Source organism: Leclercia sp. AS011 (assembly GCF_037152535.1).
Lineage (GTDB): Bacteria > Pseudomonadota > Gammaproteobacteria > Enterobacterales > Enterobacteriaceae > Enterobacter.
Genome location: NZ_JBBCMA010000001.1, coordinates 209,345 through 225,601, shown reverse-complemented (window position 1 = coordinate 225,601; position 16,257 = coordinate 209,345). Strand labels below are relative to the sequence as shown.

The window sequence follows — 16,257 nt, the reverse complement described above, 5'->3', positions numbered from 1 at the left end:
GTAACTTACGTGAAACAAAACGCCATACAACCTGCCAACCTCGAATTCAACGCTGAGGGTACACCTGTTTCCCGAGATTTTGATGATGTCTACTTCTCTAATGATAACGGACTGGAAGAGACACGTTATGTTTTCCTCGACGGAAACCAGCTGAATGCCCGTTTTCCGGCGCATCCCCGCGATCTGTTCGTGGTGGCGGAGAGTGGATTTGGCACCGGGTTGAATTTCCTTACCCTCTGGCAGGCGTTCGATCGCTTCCGGGTGGCTCACCCTGAGGCTACGCTGCAAAGGTTACATTTCATCAGTTTTGAGAAATTCCCGCTGGCCGCCGACGACCTGCGCCTGGCGCATCAGCGCTGGCCGGAATTAGCCCCCTGGGCAGAGCAGCTTCAGGCCCAGTGGCCGCTGCCCATCGCGGGCTGCCATCGTCTGCTGCTGGACGACGGGCGCGTCACTCTCGATATCTGGCTGGGAGACATCAACGACCTCACTGACAGACTGGACGATTCGCTCAACCAGCAGGTTGACGCCTGGTTCCTCGACGGCTTTGCTCCCGCCAAAAACCCGGACATGTGGAGCCCGACGCTGTTTGCCGCGATGGCCCGCCTTGCACGGCCTGGGGCGACGCTTGCCACCTTCACCTGCGCCGGATTTGTCCGTCGCGGCCTGCAGGAAGCGGGCTTCACCATGAAAAAAACCAAAGGCTTTGGCCGCAAGCGCGAAATGCTCGTCGGGGTGATGGAGCAGGATCGCCCCACCCCTGCCCGCACGCCGTGGTTTGCCCGCAGCGCCAGCGACGGGCGAGAAACCGCCGTGGTGGGCGGCGGGATCGCCAGCGCTCTGCTGTCGCTGGCGCTGCTGCGCCGCGGCTGGCAGGTGGCGCTCTACTGTGCTGACGACGCCCCGGCCACCGGTGCCTCCGGCAATCGTCAGGGGGCGCTTTACCCCCTGTTGAGCGCGCATGATGCGGCGCTGAGCCAGTTTTTCCCGACGGCTTTTACCTTCGCCCGTCGCCTGTACGATGCCCTGCCGGTCGCCTTTGATCACGCCTGGTGCGGCGTGACCCAGCTTGGCTGGGATGAGAAGAGCCAGCAGAAAATTAACCATATGCTCGCTCTGGGCCTGCCCGAGCAGATCGCGGTGGCGGTCGATGCCCACCAGGTGGAAGAGAGCATTGGGGTGCCAACCGGCTGCGGCGGGATCCAGTATCCGCTCGGCGGCTGGCTGTGCCCGGCCCAGCTTACCGCGGCGGTAATTGCCCAGGCGCAAGCCCTTGGCCTGCAGGTGCACTACGGCCGCAGGGTGACCTCCCTCGAGCAGAGCGACGCGCACTGGACGCTGCACTTCGCGGAGGGCGAGCATGCCCGGCACGGCAGCGTGGTGCTGGCGAACGGGCACGGCATCAACCAGTTCAGCCAGACCGCCCCGCTGCCGGTTTATCCGGTGGGCGGCCAGGTAAGCCATATCCCGGCAGCACCGCAGCTAAGCCAGCTGCGCCAGGTGCTGTGCTACGACGGGTATCTGACCCCGCAAAACCCGGCCAACGGCCAGCACTGTATCGGGGCAAGCTATCACCGTGGGCAGACGGAGCCGCAGTACAGCGACGGGGATCAGCAGCATAACCGCCAGCGGTTGATCGACTGTTTACCCCAGGCGGCATGGGCGCGTGAGGTTGACATTAGCGCCGGCGAGGCGCGCAACGGTATTCGCTGCGCCACCCGGGATCATCTGCCGATGACCGGGGCGGTCCCGGACTATGAGGCCACCCTGGTGGCGTATCAGGATTTAGCCAACAACAAGGATCAGGCAGTGAGTGCCCCGGAATTCCGCAATCTGTTTATGCTGGGCGGGCTGGGTTCACGCGGACTCTGTACCGCACCGCTGACCGCAGAAGTGCTTGCCGCGCAGATGAGCCATGAGCCGATCCCGCTGGATGCACATACGCTGGCGGCCCTGAATCCGAACCGGTTATGGGTGAGGAAGTTGTTGAAGGGGAAGATGGTAAAAGCGTAGGCCCGGTAAGCGTCGCGCCACCGGGCGATGCCCGATCAGTTCAGGCTGGCTTTCTGAAACAGCGTCTCCCACATCCCCAGCACGAGCGACTGGTCGCGCGGGGAGAGTTCGCCCGCCAGAATGGCTTTTTCCAGACTGCGGGACACTTCTGTGTGTACCGCTTGCGGCGAATGGTCGTCCCCGGCTTCCAGCTCGGCGACGGCCAGCGTCAGGTGTCCACGCAGATAACCGCTGGCGAACAGCTCATCGTCACTGGCGTGTTCTACCATGTCATCAATTAACGCCAGAATGCGTGATTCAAATTCTGCGATCATCTTCTTTCCTCAGTTATAAATCTTCCGGCCACGGGAAGCATTCCGCCGTGATCTCCGGCGTGTGGTAATAATTCTGTAAAGCCTTGATCAGGCGCGCCGGACGTTCCGGGATGCCTTTCTCAAGATACTCCATCACCTGCGCGTGAACGCGGCGCTGGAAGACAATACGGTCTGGCTCGAAGTCGCCTTCGAGGTTGTCGCAGCTGACGTTGAACGGAAATCCTGCCGCCACGCAGAACAGCCACTCCAGCGCCTGGGGTTTCACTTCCACATCTTCAAACTGCCCCTGGGTCGCCGCGTCACGCCCGTCCGGGCAGTACCAGTAGCCAAAGTCCACCAGCTCGCGACGCGCTTTTCCGGCAATGCACCAGTGCGATATCTCATGCAAACCGCTGGCATAAAAGCCGTGCGCGAAGACGATCCGGTTATACGGAATCTCAGCATCTGCAGGAAGATAGATCGGTTCGTCGTCGCCTTTAATCAGACGGGTATTAAAATCATCGGCAAAACAGCCGTCGAAAATGGCGATCAGCTGTTCATACTTATGCGTACTGTTCATTAGTTCATCCCCAACCAGTGGAGGATCTCCTGTCCGTGGCTGTCATAAAGAAGTTTGGCACTCATGACGGCCGAAACAATGACAATCATCGGACGGATGAGCTGTTGCCCTTTACTTAACACCAGGCGCGATCCAACCCGTGCGCCCAGAAATTGTCCGGCCATCATCACAAAGCCGGTCGCCCAGATCACCTTCCCGCCGATGATAAACAGCAGCAGGCCGCCCAGATTCGAGGTGGCATTCAGTACCTTGGCGTGAGCGGTGGATTTGGCGAGATTAAACCCGGCCAGGGTGACAAAGGCCAGGGCGTAAAACGACCCGGCACCGGGGCCGAAAAAGCCGTCATAGAAGCCGACGCAGCCGCCAGCGACGAGGGCAAACGGCAGACCGTGCAGGCGGCGCTGACGATCCTCTTCCCCGAGCTTTGGCATCAGCAAAAAGTAGAGACCAATACAGATGACAAGGATCGGCAAAATCTGGCGCAAAATATCGGACTGCACGTGCTGAACCAGCAGCGCGCCGCTGGTTGAGCCGATAAAGGTCATCAGAATATTGAGCTTCTGATCGGCCAGGCTCACCACCTTGCGGCGAATAAAGTAGATGGACGCGGATAATGACCCACCGCAGGCCTGCAGCTTGTTGGTGGCCAGCGCCTGGGCCGGGCTCATCCCTGCCGCCAGCAGCGCCGGAACGGTCAGCAATCCGCCGCCACCGGCCAGAGCATCAATAAATCCGGCCAGCATGGCGATAAAAAACAGCGCCGCCAGCAGCAGCGGCGACACCATAAACAACTCAGTAAATTGGTCCATCACAGGGCATGTTCATCCAGTAGCGCCTGGCAGGAAGGCGGCAACGGAGGCGGTGTCTTCTTCTCAGGCTTAGGTCCAGGTTTCGCTGGCTCAAACCAGCTTTGTAATTCCGCGCCGCAGCCATCGCCTGGCGGCGGTAACGGTTGATCTTCACACTCGAGGCTGTTCGCCGGGCAGCGCAGGCGCACGTGCATGTGCGCGCGATGCTGGAACCAGGGCCGCACTTTGCGCAGCCAGTCGCGGTCGGTACCGGCATCCTGGCAGAGCTGCTGCTTGATGGCCGGATTCACGAAGATGCGCGTCACCTCGTTATCTTTCGCCGCCAGTTTGATCATGCTGGAGACGTCCTGCGACCAGAGCGACGGCACTACGCGCTTGCCATCGCTGGCGACCAGATCGAGCGCCTGCGGCTTCAGCAGTTGGGAAGATGTCCAGCGCGTTTTCGGCAGCTGGAGGAAAATATCGACGTCCAGCCCGGTCTGATGACTGGCGTGGCCGCCGTTGAAGCGTCCGCCTGCCGGCATCCCCATATCGCCAATCAGCATCGTGCCCAGCCCCAGGTTATGCACCTGATTGCCCAGCCGCTGGATAAACAGCACCAGATCCGGGTGGCCGAAGTAGCGGCGCTGATCGGTGCGCATCACCTGCCAGGTGTCGGACTGCAGCGGCAGCGCCTGGGCACCGACGATACAACCATTGGAAAACGCGCCAATCGACTGGGCGCTACCCGCGACCGGTTGGGTGATTTTCTGCCACGGCGTTGCCGCCAGCGAGGCCCCGCTGGCCAGCAGCGCCAGCAGAGCAATTGCGGTTTTTTTCATGGTTACCAGCGTGGAAGTGGGGTCGTCACATCCGCATTCTGCGCACGCTGGCGCAGGAAGTGATCCATCAGCACGATCGCCAGCATCGCTTCTGCGATCGGCACCGCGCGGATCCCGACGCAGGGATCGTGACGTCCTTTGGTGATCATTTCGACTTCTTCGCCCGCACGGTTCAGGGTACGCCCCGGCACGGTAATGCTGGAGGTCGGTTTCAGCGCAATATGGGTGACAATCTGCTGCCCGCTGCTGATCCCGCCGAGCACGCCGCCCGCGTGGTTGCTCTGGAAGCCCTCTTTGGTAATTTCATCCCGGTTCTGGCTGCCGCGCAGGGCTACCACGTCAAAACCGTCGCCAATCTCGACCCCTTTCACCGCGTTGATGCTCATCATCGCATGGGCGATGTCGGCGTCGAGACGGTCAAAGACCGGCTCACCCCAGCCCGGCGGGACGCCATCAGCCACCACCGTGACTTTGGCCCCGATGGAGTCGCCCTCTTTCTTCAGGCCGCGCATCAGTTCGTCCAGCGCCTCCAGCTTTGAGGCATCCGCGCAGAAGAACGGGTTCTGCTCAACCTGATCCCAGTCAGCGATCGCCAGCGGAATATCGCCCATCTGGGTCAGACAGCCGCGAATAACGATGCCAAATTTCTGCGCCAGGTATTTTTTGGCGATAGCGCCAGCGGCGACGCGCATGGCGGTTTCACGGGCGGAGGAGCGTCCGCCGCCGCGATAGTCGCGGAAGCCGTATTTTTGTTCGTAGGTATAGTCGGCATGACCCGGACGGAACACGTCCTTGATGGCGCCGTAGTCCTGTGAACGCTGATCGGTATTCTCAATCAGCAGGCCAATACTGGTGCCGGTGGTGCGTCCTTCAAAGACGCCTGACAGGATTTTGACCTGATCCGGCTCGCGACGCTGGGTGGTGTAGCGCGATGTCCCCGGGCGGCGTCTGTCGAGATCGTGTTGTAAATCGGCTTCAGTCAGTTCGATGCCTGGCGGTACGCCATCAACGATGCAACCCAGCGCCAGACCATGCGACTCACCAAAGGTGGTCACGCGGAATAATTGTCCAATACTGTTTCCTGCCATCACGGCTCCGTTTTCGTTGTTCTGTGTTTGAGCTTTCTGTGTTTGCGCAATGTGAAACGGGCCGAAGCCCGTTGGATTAATCTTTGTAGATGCTGAAGTGCTCGCGCGCGGCGAGAAGCTGCGCTTTGGTCAGCATGAAGACGCCGTCGCCACCGTTGTCGAACTCAAGCCAGGTGAACGGCACATCCGGATATTGCTCCATCAGATGTACCATGCTGTTACCCACTTCACAAATCAGAATGCCGTCATCGGTCAGATAATCCGGGGCGCAGGCGAGGATGCGACGGGTGAGCTTCAGACCGTCAGAGCCGGAGGCCAGACCCAATTCAGGTTCGTGGCGATACTCGTTCGGCAGATCGGACATATCTTCTGCATCAACGTACGGCGGATTGGTAACGATCAGGTCGTACTGCACTTTCGGCAGATCGCGGAACAGATCGGAGCGGATCGGCGTTACGTGATGGATCAGGCCGTGCTCTTCAATATTGTGTTCCGCTACCGCCAGCGCATCCGGGGAGATGTCGACCGCGTCCACTTCCGCATCCGGGAACGAGTAGGCACAGGCAATGGCGATGCAGGCGCTGCCGGTACACATGTCCAGAATGTGCTCCGGCTGATGGTCAATCAGACCGGCGAAGTGGTTATTGATCAGTTCCCCGATCGGCGAGCGCGGCACCAGCACGCGTTCATCAACGAAGAACTCATGGCCGCAGAACCAGGCTTTATTGGTGAGGTAGGCCACCGGGATACGCTCGTTAACGCGGCGGATCACGCGCTCAACGATGCGGTGTTTCTCGCTGGAGGTCAGACGCGCAGAGCGCATGTCTTCCGGGATATCCAGCGGCAGATAGAGGGACGGCAGGACCAGCTGCACCGCTTCGTCCCACGGGTTATCGGTGCCGTGACCGTACCAGATATTGGCCGCGCTGAAACGGCTGACCGCCCAACGCAACATGTCCTGAATGGTTTGCAGCTCATTCACCGCTTCATCGACAAAAATTTTATCCATTATATTCTCCAGGGCATGCTCGCTAAATTTTCGGCGGCTAGTGTGCCACGAAGACGGCGATAAATCAGCACTGTCGCTAACGCCTTGCGGGTAAAAAATGCGTTTTGCCGTGCGGCGAGTCAGGTACACTGTCGGAAATAAGAGATGAGACGGACCCATGAAAAAGAAAACATCGCTGAGCGAGGAGGATCAAACGCTGTTTCGTCAGCTGATGACCGGCACGCGTAAAATCAAGCAGGACACCATCGTCCACCCTCCGTTACGCAAAAAAGTGAGTGAAGTGCCGGTAAAACGGCTGATTCAGGAGCAGGCCGATGCCAGCCACTATTTTTCCGATGAGTTTCAGCCGCTGCTGAACACCGAGGGCGCGGTAAAATATGTGCGCGCGGACGTCAGCCATTTCGAGCTGAAAAAATTACGTCGGGGAGATTATTCGCCGGAGCTGTTTCTCGATCTGCACGGGTTAACCCAGATGCAGGCCAAACAGGAGCTGGGCGCGCTGATTGCGGCCTGCCGCCGGGAACATCTGTTCTGCGCCTGCGTGATGCACGGCCACGGAAAGCATATCCTCAAGCAGCAAACCCCGTTGTGGCTTGCCCAGCATCCGCACGTGATGGCTTTTCATCAGGCACCGAAAGAGTACGGCGGTGATGCCGCCTTGCTGGTGCTGATTGAAGTAGAAGAGTGGCAACCGCCTGAGCTGCCCTGACAGGCAGGCGGGTGGCTGAGGCTACCCGCCTGGATGGGCTTTACGTCAGATAGCTTTCGCCATCTTCAGATTGCAGGGACTCATTTGCCAGTTGAACACGCCGACGCCCTTTTCATCGAGGGTAACGTTGGCAATGGCAGAGGTACTGAACATCGGCGGGGTTTCACCCGGGCAGAGTTCGGACACCAGGTAGCCGACTAGCGGCAGATGGGAAATCACCAGCGCAGAGGCAACGCCTTCATTGCTCAGGGCCTGGAGATAGCCACTGACCAGCCCCACATCGCCACAGGGGGTAAGCTCGGGCAGAACATCGACGCCGGCAGGCAGGTTCATACACTCCCCTACCACTTCCAGTGTCTGTTCAGCACGCAGGAACGGGCTGACGAGGACACGTTCAATATCCACTTTTTGCCCTTTCAGCCAGGTTGCCATTTGACGGGACTCGTCACAGCCGCAAGGCGTCAGAGGACGAACAGAGTCACTGGCAGCATCGAGTGCCGCGTCACCGTGACGCATGATAAAAACTTGCATATTGCACCGCTTTTGTTGACCAGGATCACCGGCGTTAACACCCCGCGTGAATACATCACGAGGGAGAAAACCCGATGGCCGGGCATTGTGCCTGATCCATCCGTTGAATGAAACGCTGTTTTTTACCTCAACGGCGTAAGTATAGTCAATGTCAGTTTATAAATTAGACAGGACCAGACCCTTCAACGGCGGATTTACTCTTATTTGACCTTAATTTACCGGGTCAGTTTCCTTTGCTGGCCAAAATCGCAGCCCCTGATCCGCCATCTGCAATAATGTGTCACACGGTGTAAACCGCGGCCCATATTGCACAGCCAGTCGTTGTAAAATCGCAACAACTTCACCCGCACCAATGCTATCCATATAGCGGAACGGGCCACCCAGGAAAGGTGGAAAACCAATGCCAAACACCGCGCCAATATCGCCGTCGCGCGCGTTTCTAATCACCTGCTCACCAAAGCAGCGCGCCGCCTCGTTGAGCATCATCATCACGCAGCGTTCTGCACACTGTGTGGCAGAGAGTTTACCCTCGCCGGTGGGCTTAATAAGCCCATATATTGCCGGGTCTACCTGCTTCTTGCTTTTACGCCCTTTTGGATCGTAAAGATAGAAACCGCGTCCATTTTTTCTGCCTTTGCGATCGTCATTCAAAATTGCAGAAACAATGTTTGCAGGGGCGCTAAATCGTTCCCCGTAAGCACTTTCCAGCACAGGTATAATTTTAGTGCCGGTATCGATTCCCACCTCATCCAAAAGTTGGATCGGGCCGACCGGGAAACCAAACTTCACCAGCGCGTTATCAATGTGATCCACCTTCTCCCCTTCGGTCAGCAGGCGCATAGCTTCATTGATATAGGGTGCCAGGATGCGGTTGACGTAGAATCCGGCTTTATCGGCCACTACCACCGGCGTTTTGCCCTGCATTTTTGCCAGTTTTACAATGGTGGCGACGGTCTGCGGGCTGGTGCTGGCGTGAGGGATCACCTCCACCAGCGGCATTTTCTCGACCGGACTAAAGAAATGCAGGCCGATCACCTGTTCAGGACGCGCCGCCTGCGCCGCAATATCGCCAATCGGCAGCGACGAGGTGTTGGAGGCAAAAATGGTGTGCGGCGCGCAGTGCGTTTCCACTTCGGCCACCATCTGCTGCTTCAGCGCCAGATCTTCAAATACCGCCTCAATCACTACGTCGCGATGGCGGAAGCCGCTGTAATCGGTGGTCCCGGAGATCAGCGCCAGCTGGCGATCGCGCTCACTGGCTTTGATATGGCGGCGCTTGACCTTCTTATCAAGCAGCTGCCAGCTGTACTGCAGGGCGTGGTTGATCCCTTTTGGATTGATGTCTTTGATCCGCACCGGTAATTTGCCTTTGCTGGCGCTCACAAAGGCGATACCGCCTCCCATCAGCCCGCCCCCCAGCACGCCGATGGCGTCGAGCGGCGCAGGCTCTGCCTCGCTGCCGGGATCTTTTTTCATCTCCGTGGTGGCAAAGAAAAGGCTGCGCAGCGCCCGGGACTGCGGAGTCATCGCCAGCTCGCCAAAGGCTTTGGCTTCTGCGGCATAGCCGCTGCTGCTGCCCTGCGTCAGACCGGTATGGATAACCTCAAGAATGCGTTTTGCCGCCGGGTAATTGCCGTGGGTTTTTTGTTCGGTTTTGTTCGCTACCATTTTGAACAGCAGCGTACGGCCCAGCGGACCTGCCAGCACGCGCTCGCGCACCGGTAATTGACGACCAGCCGGTCTATCTTTCAGCGCCAGCGCCACCGCGGCCTCCAGCAGAATGGCATGCGGAACCACCTCATCCACCAGCCCGACCTTCAGGGCCTGACGTGGACGCAGCTGTTTGCCGGTGAGGATCATCTCCAGCGCCGTGCTGACGCCCACCAGCCGCGGCAGACGCTGGGTGCCGCCCGAGCCGGGCAGCAAGCCGAGCTGCACTTCCGGCAGGCCCAGCACCGTTTTGCTATCGTCGGTACAGATTCGCCCGTGGCAGGCCAGCGCCAGCTCCAGACCGCCGCCAAGGCAGGCGCCATGGATCGCCGCAATCACCGGGATCGGCAGGGCATGAATGTCGGTCATGATCTGCTGCCCCTGACGGGCCAGCGCTTCCGCTTCCTGGGCGCTGCTGGCGCGGGCAATCATGTTGATATCAGCCCCGGCAATAAAATTGTCCGGCTTGGCCGAGATGAACACCAGCCCGCGCAGGGTTTTGTTTTCGCGCACCTGCTTCAGGATCGCGCGGACCTGACCGCCAAACTCGGCTTTCAGGGTATTCATCTTTTCGTCTGGCGCATCGATGGTCACCACTGCCACGTTGTCCGGACGCACATTGAGGGTAAACGCCGTTGTCATCTCCATTATTCAGCCTCCAGAACCATTGCGGCACCCAGTCCACCCGCCGCGCAGGCGGTCACCAGGCCAAAACCGCCGCCGCGACGGCGCAACTCGTGCAGCGTCTGGGTGATCATCCTCGCCCCGGTCGCCGCAAAGGGGTGGCCGTAGGCAATGGAGCCTCCCAGCACGTTAAATTTGCTTTCATCAACCTCGCCTGTAGCCTGGGCGCGGCCTAACACGTCGCGGGCAAAGCGATCGCTTGCCAGCAGCTGCAGGTTAGCCAGGGTCTGGGCGGCGAAGGCTTCGTGCATGTCGATGAGCGTCAGGTCAGCCATCGTCAGCCCGGCACGCTCCAGCGCCAGCGGCGTGGACCAGGCCGGGCCGAGCAGCATGTCCTGCCAGACATCAATGGCGGTAAAGGCATAGCTGCGCAGGTAGCCGAGCGGAATCAGGCCCAACTCTTTGGCCCGCGATTCGGTCATCAGGATCACCGCCGCCGCGCCATCGGTTAATGGCGTGCTGTTGGCGGCAGTGACGGTGCCGTGCTTACGGTCGAATGCCGGACGTAGTTTCGCGTAATCCGCCAGCGTCGAGGTGCCGCGGATATTGTTATCTTCGGTTAAGGGCTCGCGGAATGGCGGGGTGTAGGCCGTCATCACCTCCTCCGCCAGCTTGCCTTCCGCCCAGGCCTGCGCCGCACGCTGGTGCGAGCGGTGCGCCAGGGCATCCTGCTGTTCGCGGGTGATGCCGTAGGTTTTCGCCATCTGTTCGGCGGTATCGCCCATCCGCAGGCCGGTGGAGTATTCCGCGACCGCAGGCGGGACGGGAAGCAGATCGCGCAACCGCAGGCGCGAGAAGAGGGATAAGCGCTGTCCGGTGGTGCGGGCTTTGTTGACGTCCACCAGCACGCGGGCGAGCTTTTTGCTGACGCCAATCGGTAATACGGATGAGGAGTCGGCCCCCCCGGCGATCCCGGCACGAATGGTGCCCGTAATCAGGCTTTCTGCCACGTTCGCCACCGCCTGAAAGCTGGTGGCGCAGGCGCGGCTAACGCTGTAAGCGTCGGTATGGACGTTCATGCCGGTGCCCAGCACGATCTCACGGGCGATGTTGGGCGCTTCCGGCATCTGTACCACCTGGCCGAAGACCAGCTGTTCAATCACCTCCGGCGGTATTTCGCTGCGAGCCAGCAACTCCCCCACCACCATTTTTCCCAGATCGACGGCAGGTATGCCATGAAACGCCGTCGCCTGACGGGCAAATGGCGTACGTAATCCACTGACAATGGCAATGCGATCGCCCTGACGGGTGATTAGCGGTAATGCCTGACTCATAACGCTCCCCTGTGAATAACAAATGCGCAAAGTGGTCTGACCTGATAACAGTCTTAACCAAATTTTTACATTAGCCAATCGGGGAGAAGAAAAATTGCGAGCGAAGCCACAGAGCACAAATGAAACGCCCCCATGAAAGGGGGCGTTGAAGGGAAATTAACGCAGACCGAGCTGGAAGATCAGGGACTCCGCTTCGCAGCTGAATACGAAATCGATGTCCAGACGTACTCCGCCGTCCACTTCGGTGAAGGTGGAGGTAATATCGCAAGGTTCAGACTCAACGCCGCGGGCTTTGGCGGTCAGTGCAGCCAGCGTCTCTTCGGCGTCGGCACGACTGGCGAACACACGGCTGTAAGAGGCGGTGCAATCCGTGTTATCCACGATGGTACCGACATCCATACAGCAGCAAACCGGGGTTTCATCAGCACTGCATTTACTCATAGTAGATTTCCTCTGTCGTCGCGCACGGCGCGAAATAGATACGATGCTGATATTTTACGCCCCGCCCGAAAGCGGCTCCAGTCGTTAATGGCGTAAAAGGCGGTAAGTGAGCAATATCACACGTAAAAATGATCTAAAACAAAAATCACCCATTCGGAGTAACTGAACTGGTCACAATTTTGCCAACCAGATCCCGTTTCGTAAAACATCTCGGTAAAAATTAATAAACAGACTTGCAACATTCCATCTGGTCAGACCTATACTCTCGCCACTGGTCTGATTTCTAAGTGTTACCACAGACCCTACACTTCGCGCTCCTGTTACGGTGTGTAACAAATATTGAATAAAAATAACTCAATGAGGTTATGGTCATGAGCCAGAAAACCCTGTTCAAAAAAACTGCGCTCGCAATCGCAGTGGCAATCGTCTCCACCTCCGCCTGGTCTGCGGGCTTTCAGCTGAATGAGTTCTCTTCCTCAGGTCTGGGCCGCGCCTATTCCGGGGAAGGTGCTATCGCTGATGACGCAGGGAATGCGAGCCGTAACCCGGCGCTGATCACCATGTTTGATCGCCCGACCTTCTCTATCGGTGCCGTTTATATCGATCCTGATGTGAACGTCACGGGTAACTCCGCCTTAACAGGACAGAGTGCAGACCAGGACAATATCGCCCCAACCGCCTGGGTGCCAAACGTGCACTTTGTTATGCCAATCAACGATCAGTTCGGCTGGGGTGCGTCTGTCACCTCCAACTATGGTCTGGCAACCGAATTTAACGACAGCTACGCGGCGGGGATCTACGGCGGTAAAACCGATCTGGAAACCCTCAACCTGAATCTGAGCGGTGCGTATCGTCTGAATAGCAACTGGAGCTTTGGCCTGGGCTTTGATGCCGTTTACGCGAAAGCTAAAATTGAGCGTTATGCGGGCTCACTGGGTCCACTGCTGACGCGTCAGCTGACCGGCCGTGTGCCACCATCCTATCTGGGTGGGATCAACGAGCCTGACGACCAGATTGCCTACCTGAAAGGTGACGAGTGGGGCTTTGGCTGGAACGCCGGTATTCTGTATGAGCTGGATAAAAACAACCGCTGGGGTCTGACCTACCGTTCAGAAGTGAAGATCGACTTCGACGGCGACTATAAGAGCTCCATCAACCCTAACCTGAGTGCCATCTTTGGCAGTATGGGTCTGGCCGGTCTTCCGGCGGGAACCGGCGGCAATACCGAGAACGGTTCTCTGTCGCTGCATCTGCCAGAAATGTGGGAAGTCTCCGGGTATAACCTCGTGGCACCGCAGTGGGCTGTTCACTATAGCCTGACCTACACCAGCTGGAGCCAGTTCCAGGAGCTGAAGGCCACCGGCAACAACGGTCAAACCCTGTTCTATAAAGATGAAAGCTTTAAAGATGCGTACCGTATCGCGCTGGGTACTACCTACTACTACGATAAGAACTGGACCTTCCGCACCGGTATCGCCTTTGATGACAGCCCGGTTCCGGCCGACAAGCGCTCCATCTCCATCCCGGATCAGGACCGTCTGTGGCTGAGCGCCGGTATGACCTACGCCTTCAATGATGATGCCTCTATCGACGTGGGCGCATCTTATATGCATGGCCAGAAGGTCAGCTTCACCGAGGGCGAAGGCCCGGCTGCGTATAACTTCACTTCTGAAGGCAAGGCGTGGCTGTTCGGAACCAACTTTAACTACGCGTTCTAATTACGTAGCAATAAAAAAAGGTGAGCCTCGCGCTCACCTTTTCTTTTTTATTCCGCATCAATCTCAGAGAGTTCATTCTCGATCGCTTTCGCGTTCGGGTTATCTTCCGGTTTCAGCTTGCCGCCGTTGGCAATGAAGTCATGGTTCTGGAAGTAGGCTTCACGCACCATGATGTACGGATCGGAGGACTGACGCAGCAGACCGTCTGAATCCAGCAGCTGTGCGCGCGACTCCACACCTTCCAGCGTCCATTTACCCACCGACAGCGGCCATGTCAGCCACGACAGCACCGGATAGAGGGTATCCACCGCATCACCGCCATCATCACGCAGGGTGAAGCTGCCGTAGAACGGTAAATGAACATACGGGCCGTAACCCACATTGTAATGACCCAGAGTACTACCGAAACGGTGCGGCTGCTCGCGTTGCAGCTTCGGATTCGCCATTCCGGCAACGTCAATAAAGCCACCCATCCCTAACAGGGTATTCAGGAAGAAGCGGGTGAAGTGGACCATCCCCTGATAGGGATCGCCCTGCAGGAAGAAGTTCGCCATCACCGCAGGCTCTTCAAGGTTGCTGGTGAAGTTGCTCAGCCCGTTACGGGCAGGTTGAGGAACATAATCACGCCATGCCACCGCAACCGGACGCACCAGATAAGGATCCAGCACGTTATAGTTGAAGCTGTACATGGTGCGGTTAAATCCTTCCAGAGGATCGGAGCGCCCCTGCTGCTCGCCAGAAGAACTGGCGCAACCCATCAGCAACGTGGTGCCCAGCGCAACCACCGAAAGCCGAAGTTTCATATCTTTCTCCCTGTTAAGTATGGCTATCATTGAAAGCCATCCGTACTGGAGCTTTCGCGCTCCGTCTGTAAACATGCAAGTGATTGTATCAGCACGCTTACTGATGTCTACGACCACAAATCGGGGCAACAAAACACCCTCTTTATGATCTCAGAATAGCCTGGCTTTAGGTTTTCGTTAGGCTGGCAATTTTATACGGCCTTTGCCGGGGATGTATCGCCTTTATTGCCATATCAGGAATTTAAGAGCATACCCACGGGCGTTGGGGCAAAAACCGCTACGCTTAAAGGTATCAGCCACATCTGGAGCACCATAATGGACGAACTCAAAGAAGAGAAAATAGACAAACATACTGAAGAACTGGAAGTTGAAAGCGAGGAGAAACGCCGGGGAAAGGAGATTGAGGTCGATGAGGACCAGCTCCCCTCGCGCGCGATGGCCATCCACGAACATATTCGCCAGGACGGTGAAAAAGAGCTGGAGCGTGACGCCATGGCCCTGCTGTGGTCGGCCATCGCCGCCGGGCTATCGATGAGCGCCTCCTTTCTGGCAAAAGGGATATTTCACGTCCAGTTTGAAGGCATCCCCGGCGGGCTGGTGCTGGAAAACCTCGGGTATACCTTTGGCTTTATCATTGTGATTATGGCGCGCCAGCAGCTGTTTACCGAGAATACCGTTACCGCGGTGCTGCCGGTGATGCAGAGCCCGACATGGGGCAATTTCGGCCTGCTGATGCGCCTGTGGAGCGTGGTATTATTCGGGAATATTATCGGCACCGGCGTCGCGGCATGGGCGTTTGAATATATGCCGATTTTTGACGAGGCCACCCGCGATGCCTTTGTAAAAATCGGGACTGGGGTGATGGAAAACAGCCCGCTCGAGATGTTCTCCAACGCCATTATCTCCGGCTGGATCGTCGCCACCATGGTGTGGATGTTCCCGTCTGCCGGCTCGGCCAAAATCGTGGTTATCATTCTGATGACCTGGCTTATCGCGCTGGCCGATACCACCCATATTGTGGTGGGCACGGTAGAGATTTTATATCTGGTCTTTAACGGCACCATCCACTGGAGCGAGTTTTTCTGGCCCTTTGCGATCCCTACTCTGGCAGGCAATATCTGCGGCGGCACCTTTATTTTTGCCCTGCTGAGCCATGCGCAAATCCGTAACGATATGTCGAATAAGCGTAAAGCCGAGATGAAAGCCAGAGAGAAGGCCCAGCGGCAGGAAGCGGAAGAAGGGAAAAAATCGGCCTGAATGGCGACACTTTAAGCAGTCAGGCGGTGACGAGCTTAACGCCTTGTATAAATGGCGTTATACTCGTGCCGCTTCGTCCCCTTAGTTAAATGGATATAACGAGCCCCTCCTAAGGGCTAGTTGCAGGTTCGATTCCTGCAGGGGACATTTGCCCACTCTCCTTACCTGCTTTCTATCCGACGCTTCCCAGCCAATAGCACCCATACACACAACTTTATGTATCGCTGTGATGTACTCTCGCGCCGTTAAAACGAATTCACCTCTCAGAAAAAACAACGGAGAAATGGCATGAAAAGAATCCTGATCGCGATGGCACTCCTCGCCCCGTGCTCTGCGTTTGCCGGCGTTATCTTTCACCCGGTTGAGCGCGCTGCGGTGGTAGCAAACTCCGACCACCCGGTAGCTGCCGCGACGGTTACCGCTCAGGCACGAAACCGCCGCGCCGCCACAGTGGATGCGGTTAACTGCAACGATGGCCGCTGCGTACAGCACGGTAACGTGGTTCGCTAAGATTTAT

General features: G+C 57.7%; 16 protein-coding genes and 1 tRNA gene. 6 read left to right on the top strand and 11 right to left on the bottom strand.

Annotation, left to right across the window (positions count from 1 at the left end; genetic code table 11):
* Positions 1-9 precede the first annotated feature (9 nt).
* Positions 10-2,013, top strand: coding sequence for a bifunctional tRNA (5-methylaminomethyl-2-thiouridine)(34)-methyltransferase MnmD/FAD-dependent 5-carboxymethylaminomethyl-2-thiouridine(34) oxidoreductase MnmC (mnmC, locus tag WFO70_RS01020; RefSeq protein WP_337014161.1), 2,004 nt, complete (start codon positions 10-12; stop codon positions 2,011-2,013).
* Between the two features lie 35 nt (positions 2,014-2,048).
* Here mnmC and WFO70_RS01015 read toward each other — a convergent pair whose 3' ends face one another.
* From WFO70_RS01015 to prmB, 6 genes are all read right to left on the bottom strand, one after another.
* Positions 2,049-2,327: a YfcL family protein gene (locus tag WFO70_RS01015; protein WP_337014159.1), complete on the bottom strand. Its 279-nt coding sequence runs from the start codon at positions 2,325-2,327 to the stop codon at positions 2,049-2,051.
* 13 nt (positions 2,328-2,340) lie between these two features.
* The gene (locus WFO70_RS01010) at positions 2,341-2,886 is read right to left on the bottom strand and encodes an elongation factor P hydroxylase (RefSeq protein WP_337014157.1); all 546 of its coding nucleotides are present in this window, start codon (positions 2,884-2,886) and stop codon (positions 2,341-2,343) included.
* Positions 2,886-3,695, bottom strand: coding sequence for a sulfite exporter TauE/SafE family protein (locus WFO70_RS01005; protein WP_337014155.1), 810 nt, complete (start codon positions 3,693-3,695; stop codon positions 2,886-2,888). The genes WFO70_RS01010 and WFO70_RS01005 overlap by 1 nt, the downstream gene beginning before the upstream one ends.
* On the bottom strand, positions 3,695-4,516 hold the full coding sequence (gene mepA / locus WFO70_RS01000; protein ID WP_337014153.1) for a penicillin-insensitive murein endopeptidase: 822 nt from the start codon (positions 4,514-4,516) through the stop codon (positions 3,695-3,697). The genes WFO70_RS01005 and mepA overlap by 1 nt, the downstream gene beginning before the upstream one ends.
* A 2-nt stretch (positions 4,517-4,518) precedes the next feature.
* Positions 4,519-5,604, bottom strand: coding sequence for a chorismate synthase (aroC, locus tag WFO70_RS00995; protein WP_337014151.1), 1,086 nt, complete (start codon positions 5,602-5,604; stop codon positions 4,519-4,521).
* A 76-nt stretch (positions 5,605-5,680) separates the two neighbouring features.
* A complete protein-coding gene (gene prmB / locus WFO70_RS00990; RefSeq protein WP_337014149.1) occupies positions 5,681-6,613 on the bottom strand; it encodes a 50S ribosomal protein L3 N(5)-glutamine methyltransferase in 933 nt (310 codons plus the stop codon).
* A gap of 157 nt (positions 6,614-6,770) precedes the next feature.
* On the opposite strand from prmB, the gene smrB reads away from it, so the two are divergent.
* Positions 6,771-7,322 (top strand): endonuclease SmrB, encoded by a 552-nt coding sequence (gene smrB, locus WFO70_RS00985; RefSeq protein WP_337014147.1) that lies wholly within the window; start codon positions 6,771-6,773, stop codon positions 7,320-7,322.
* Positions 7,323-7,367: 45 nt separating this feature from the next.
* Here smrB and sixA read toward each other — a convergent pair whose 3' ends face one another.
* From sixA to WFO70_RS00965, 4 genes are all read right to left on the bottom strand, one after another.
* Positions 7,368-7,853, bottom strand: a complete 486-nt coding sequence (sixA, locus tag WFO70_RS00980; RefSeq protein ID WP_337014146.1) for a phosphohistidine phosphatase SixA — start codon at positions 7,851-7,853, stop codon at positions 7,368-7,370.
* A gap of 210 nt (positions 7,854-8,063) precedes the next feature.
* Entirely contained in the window at positions 8,064-10,211 is a 2,148-nt protein-coding gene (fadJ, locus tag WFO70_RS00975; RefSeq protein ID WP_337014145.1) for a fatty acid oxidation complex subunit alpha FadJ, read from the bottom strand.
* A complete protein-coding gene (fadI, locus tag WFO70_RS00970; protein WP_337014143.1) occupies positions 10,211-11,521 on the bottom strand; it encodes an acetyl-CoA C-acyltransferase FadI in 1,311 nt (436 codons plus the stop codon). Before fadI ends, fadJ begins: the two co-directional genes overlap by 1 nt.
* 156 nt (positions 11,522-11,677) lie before the next feature.
* On the bottom strand, positions 11,678-11,962 hold the full coding sequence (locus WFO70_RS00965) for a YfcZ/YiiS family protein (RefSeq protein WP_337014142.1): 285 nt from the start codon (positions 11,960-11,962) through the stop codon (positions 11,678-11,680).
* 371 nt (positions 11,963-12,333) lie between these two features.
* On the opposite strand from WFO70_RS00965, the gene fadL reads away from it, so the two are divergent.
* On the top strand, positions 12,334-13,680 hold the full coding sequence (gene fadL, locus WFO70_RS00960; RefSeq protein WP_337014140.1) for a long-chain fatty acid transporter FadL: 1,347 nt from the start codon (positions 12,334-12,336) through the stop codon (positions 13,678-13,680).
* Between the two features lie 47 nt (positions 13,681-13,727).
* Here the strand turns inward: fadL and mlaA are convergent, their stop codons facing one another.
* Entirely contained in the window at positions 13,728-14,483 is a 756-nt protein-coding gene (gene mlaA / locus WFO70_RS00955; protein WP_337014138.1) for a phospholipid-binding lipoprotein MlaA, read from the bottom strand.
* 315 nt (positions 14,484-14,798) lie between these two features.
* On the opposite strand from mlaA, the gene WFO70_RS00950 reads away from it, so the two are divergent.
* The 3 genes from WFO70_RS00950 to WFO70_RS00940 all read left to right on the top strand — a co-directional run bounded on the left by WFO70_RS00950 (position 14,799) and on the right by WFO70_RS00940 (position 16,250).
* On the top strand, positions 14,799-15,740 hold the full coding sequence (locus WFO70_RS00950) for a formate/nitrite transporter family protein (protein ID WP_337014136.1): 942 nt from the start codon (positions 14,799-14,801) through the stop codon (positions 15,738-15,740).
* A 75-nt stretch (positions 15,741-15,815) separates the two neighbouring features.
* Positions 15,816-15,887, top strand: a tRNA-Arg gene (locus tag WFO70_RS00945).
* 141 nt (positions 15,888-16,028) lie between these two features.
* Positions 16,029-16,250 (top strand): hypothetical protein, encoded by a 222-nt coding sequence (locus tag WFO70_RS00940; RefSeq protein WP_337014134.1) that lies wholly within the window; start codon positions 16,029-16,031, stop codon positions 16,248-16,250.
* The last annotated feature ends 7 nt before the right edge of the window (positions 16,251-16,257 follow it).

Excerpts from the sequence above, each read along its gene's own strand:
- WFO70_RS01015 (WP_337014159.1), bottom strand. The coding sequence starts at position 2,327 with ATGATCGCAGAATTTGAATCACGCATTCTGGCGTTAATTGATGACATG.
- WFO70_RS01010 (WP_337014157.1), bottom strand. The coding sequence starts at position 2,886 with ATGAACAGTACGCATAAGTATGAACAGCTGATCGCCATTTTCGACGGC.
- WFO70_RS01005 (WP_337014155.1), bottom strand. The coding sequence starts at position 3,695 with ATGGACCAATTTACTGAGTTGTTTATGGTGTCGCCGCTGCTGCTGGCG.
- mepA (WP_337014153.1), bottom strand. The coding sequence starts at position 4,516 with ATGAAAAAAACCGCAATTGCTCTGCTGGCGCTGCTGGCCAGCGGGGCC.
- aroC (WP_337014151.1), bottom strand. The coding sequence starts at position 5,604 with ATGGCAGGAAACAGTATTGGACAATTATTCCGCGTGACCACCTTTGGT.
- prmB (WP_337014149.1), bottom strand. The coding sequence starts at position 6,613 with ATGGATAAAATTTTTGTCGATGAAGCGGTGAATGAGCTGCAAACCATT.
- smrB (WP_337014147.1), top strand. The coding sequence starts at position 6,771 with ATGAAAAAGAAAACATCGCTGAGCGAGGAGGATCAAACGCTGTTTCGT.
- sixA (WP_337014146.1), bottom strand. The coding sequence starts at position 7,853 with ATGCAAGTTTTTATCATGCGTCACGGTGACGCGGCACTCGATGCTGCC.
- fadJ (WP_337014145.1), bottom strand. The coding sequence starts at position 10,211 with ATGGAGATGACAACGGCGTTTACCCTCAATGTGCGTCCGGACAACGTG.
- fadI (WP_337014143.1), bottom strand. The coding sequence starts at position 11,521 with ATGAGTCAGGCATTACCGCTAATCACCCGTCAGGGCGATCGCATTGCC.
- WFO70_RS00965 (WP_337014142.1), bottom strand. The coding sequence starts at position 11,962 with ATGAGTAAATGCAGTGCTGATGAAACCCCGGTTTGCTGCTGTATGGAT.
- fadL (WP_337014140.1), top strand. The coding sequence starts at position 12,334 with ATGAGCCAGAAAACCCTGTTCAAAAAAACTGCGCTCGCAATCGCAGTG.
- mlaA (WP_337014138.1), bottom strand. The coding sequence starts at position 14,483 with ATGAAACTTCGGCTTTCGGTGGTTGCGCTGGGCACCACGTTGCTGATG.
- WFO70_RS00950 (WP_337014136.1), top strand. The coding sequence starts at position 14,799 with ATGGACGAACTCAAAGAAGAGAAAATAGACAAACATACTGAAGAACTG.
- WFO70_RS00940 (WP_337014134.1), top strand. The coding sequence starts at position 16,029 with ATGAAAAGAATCCTGATCGCGATGGCACTCCTCGCCCCGTGCTCTGCG.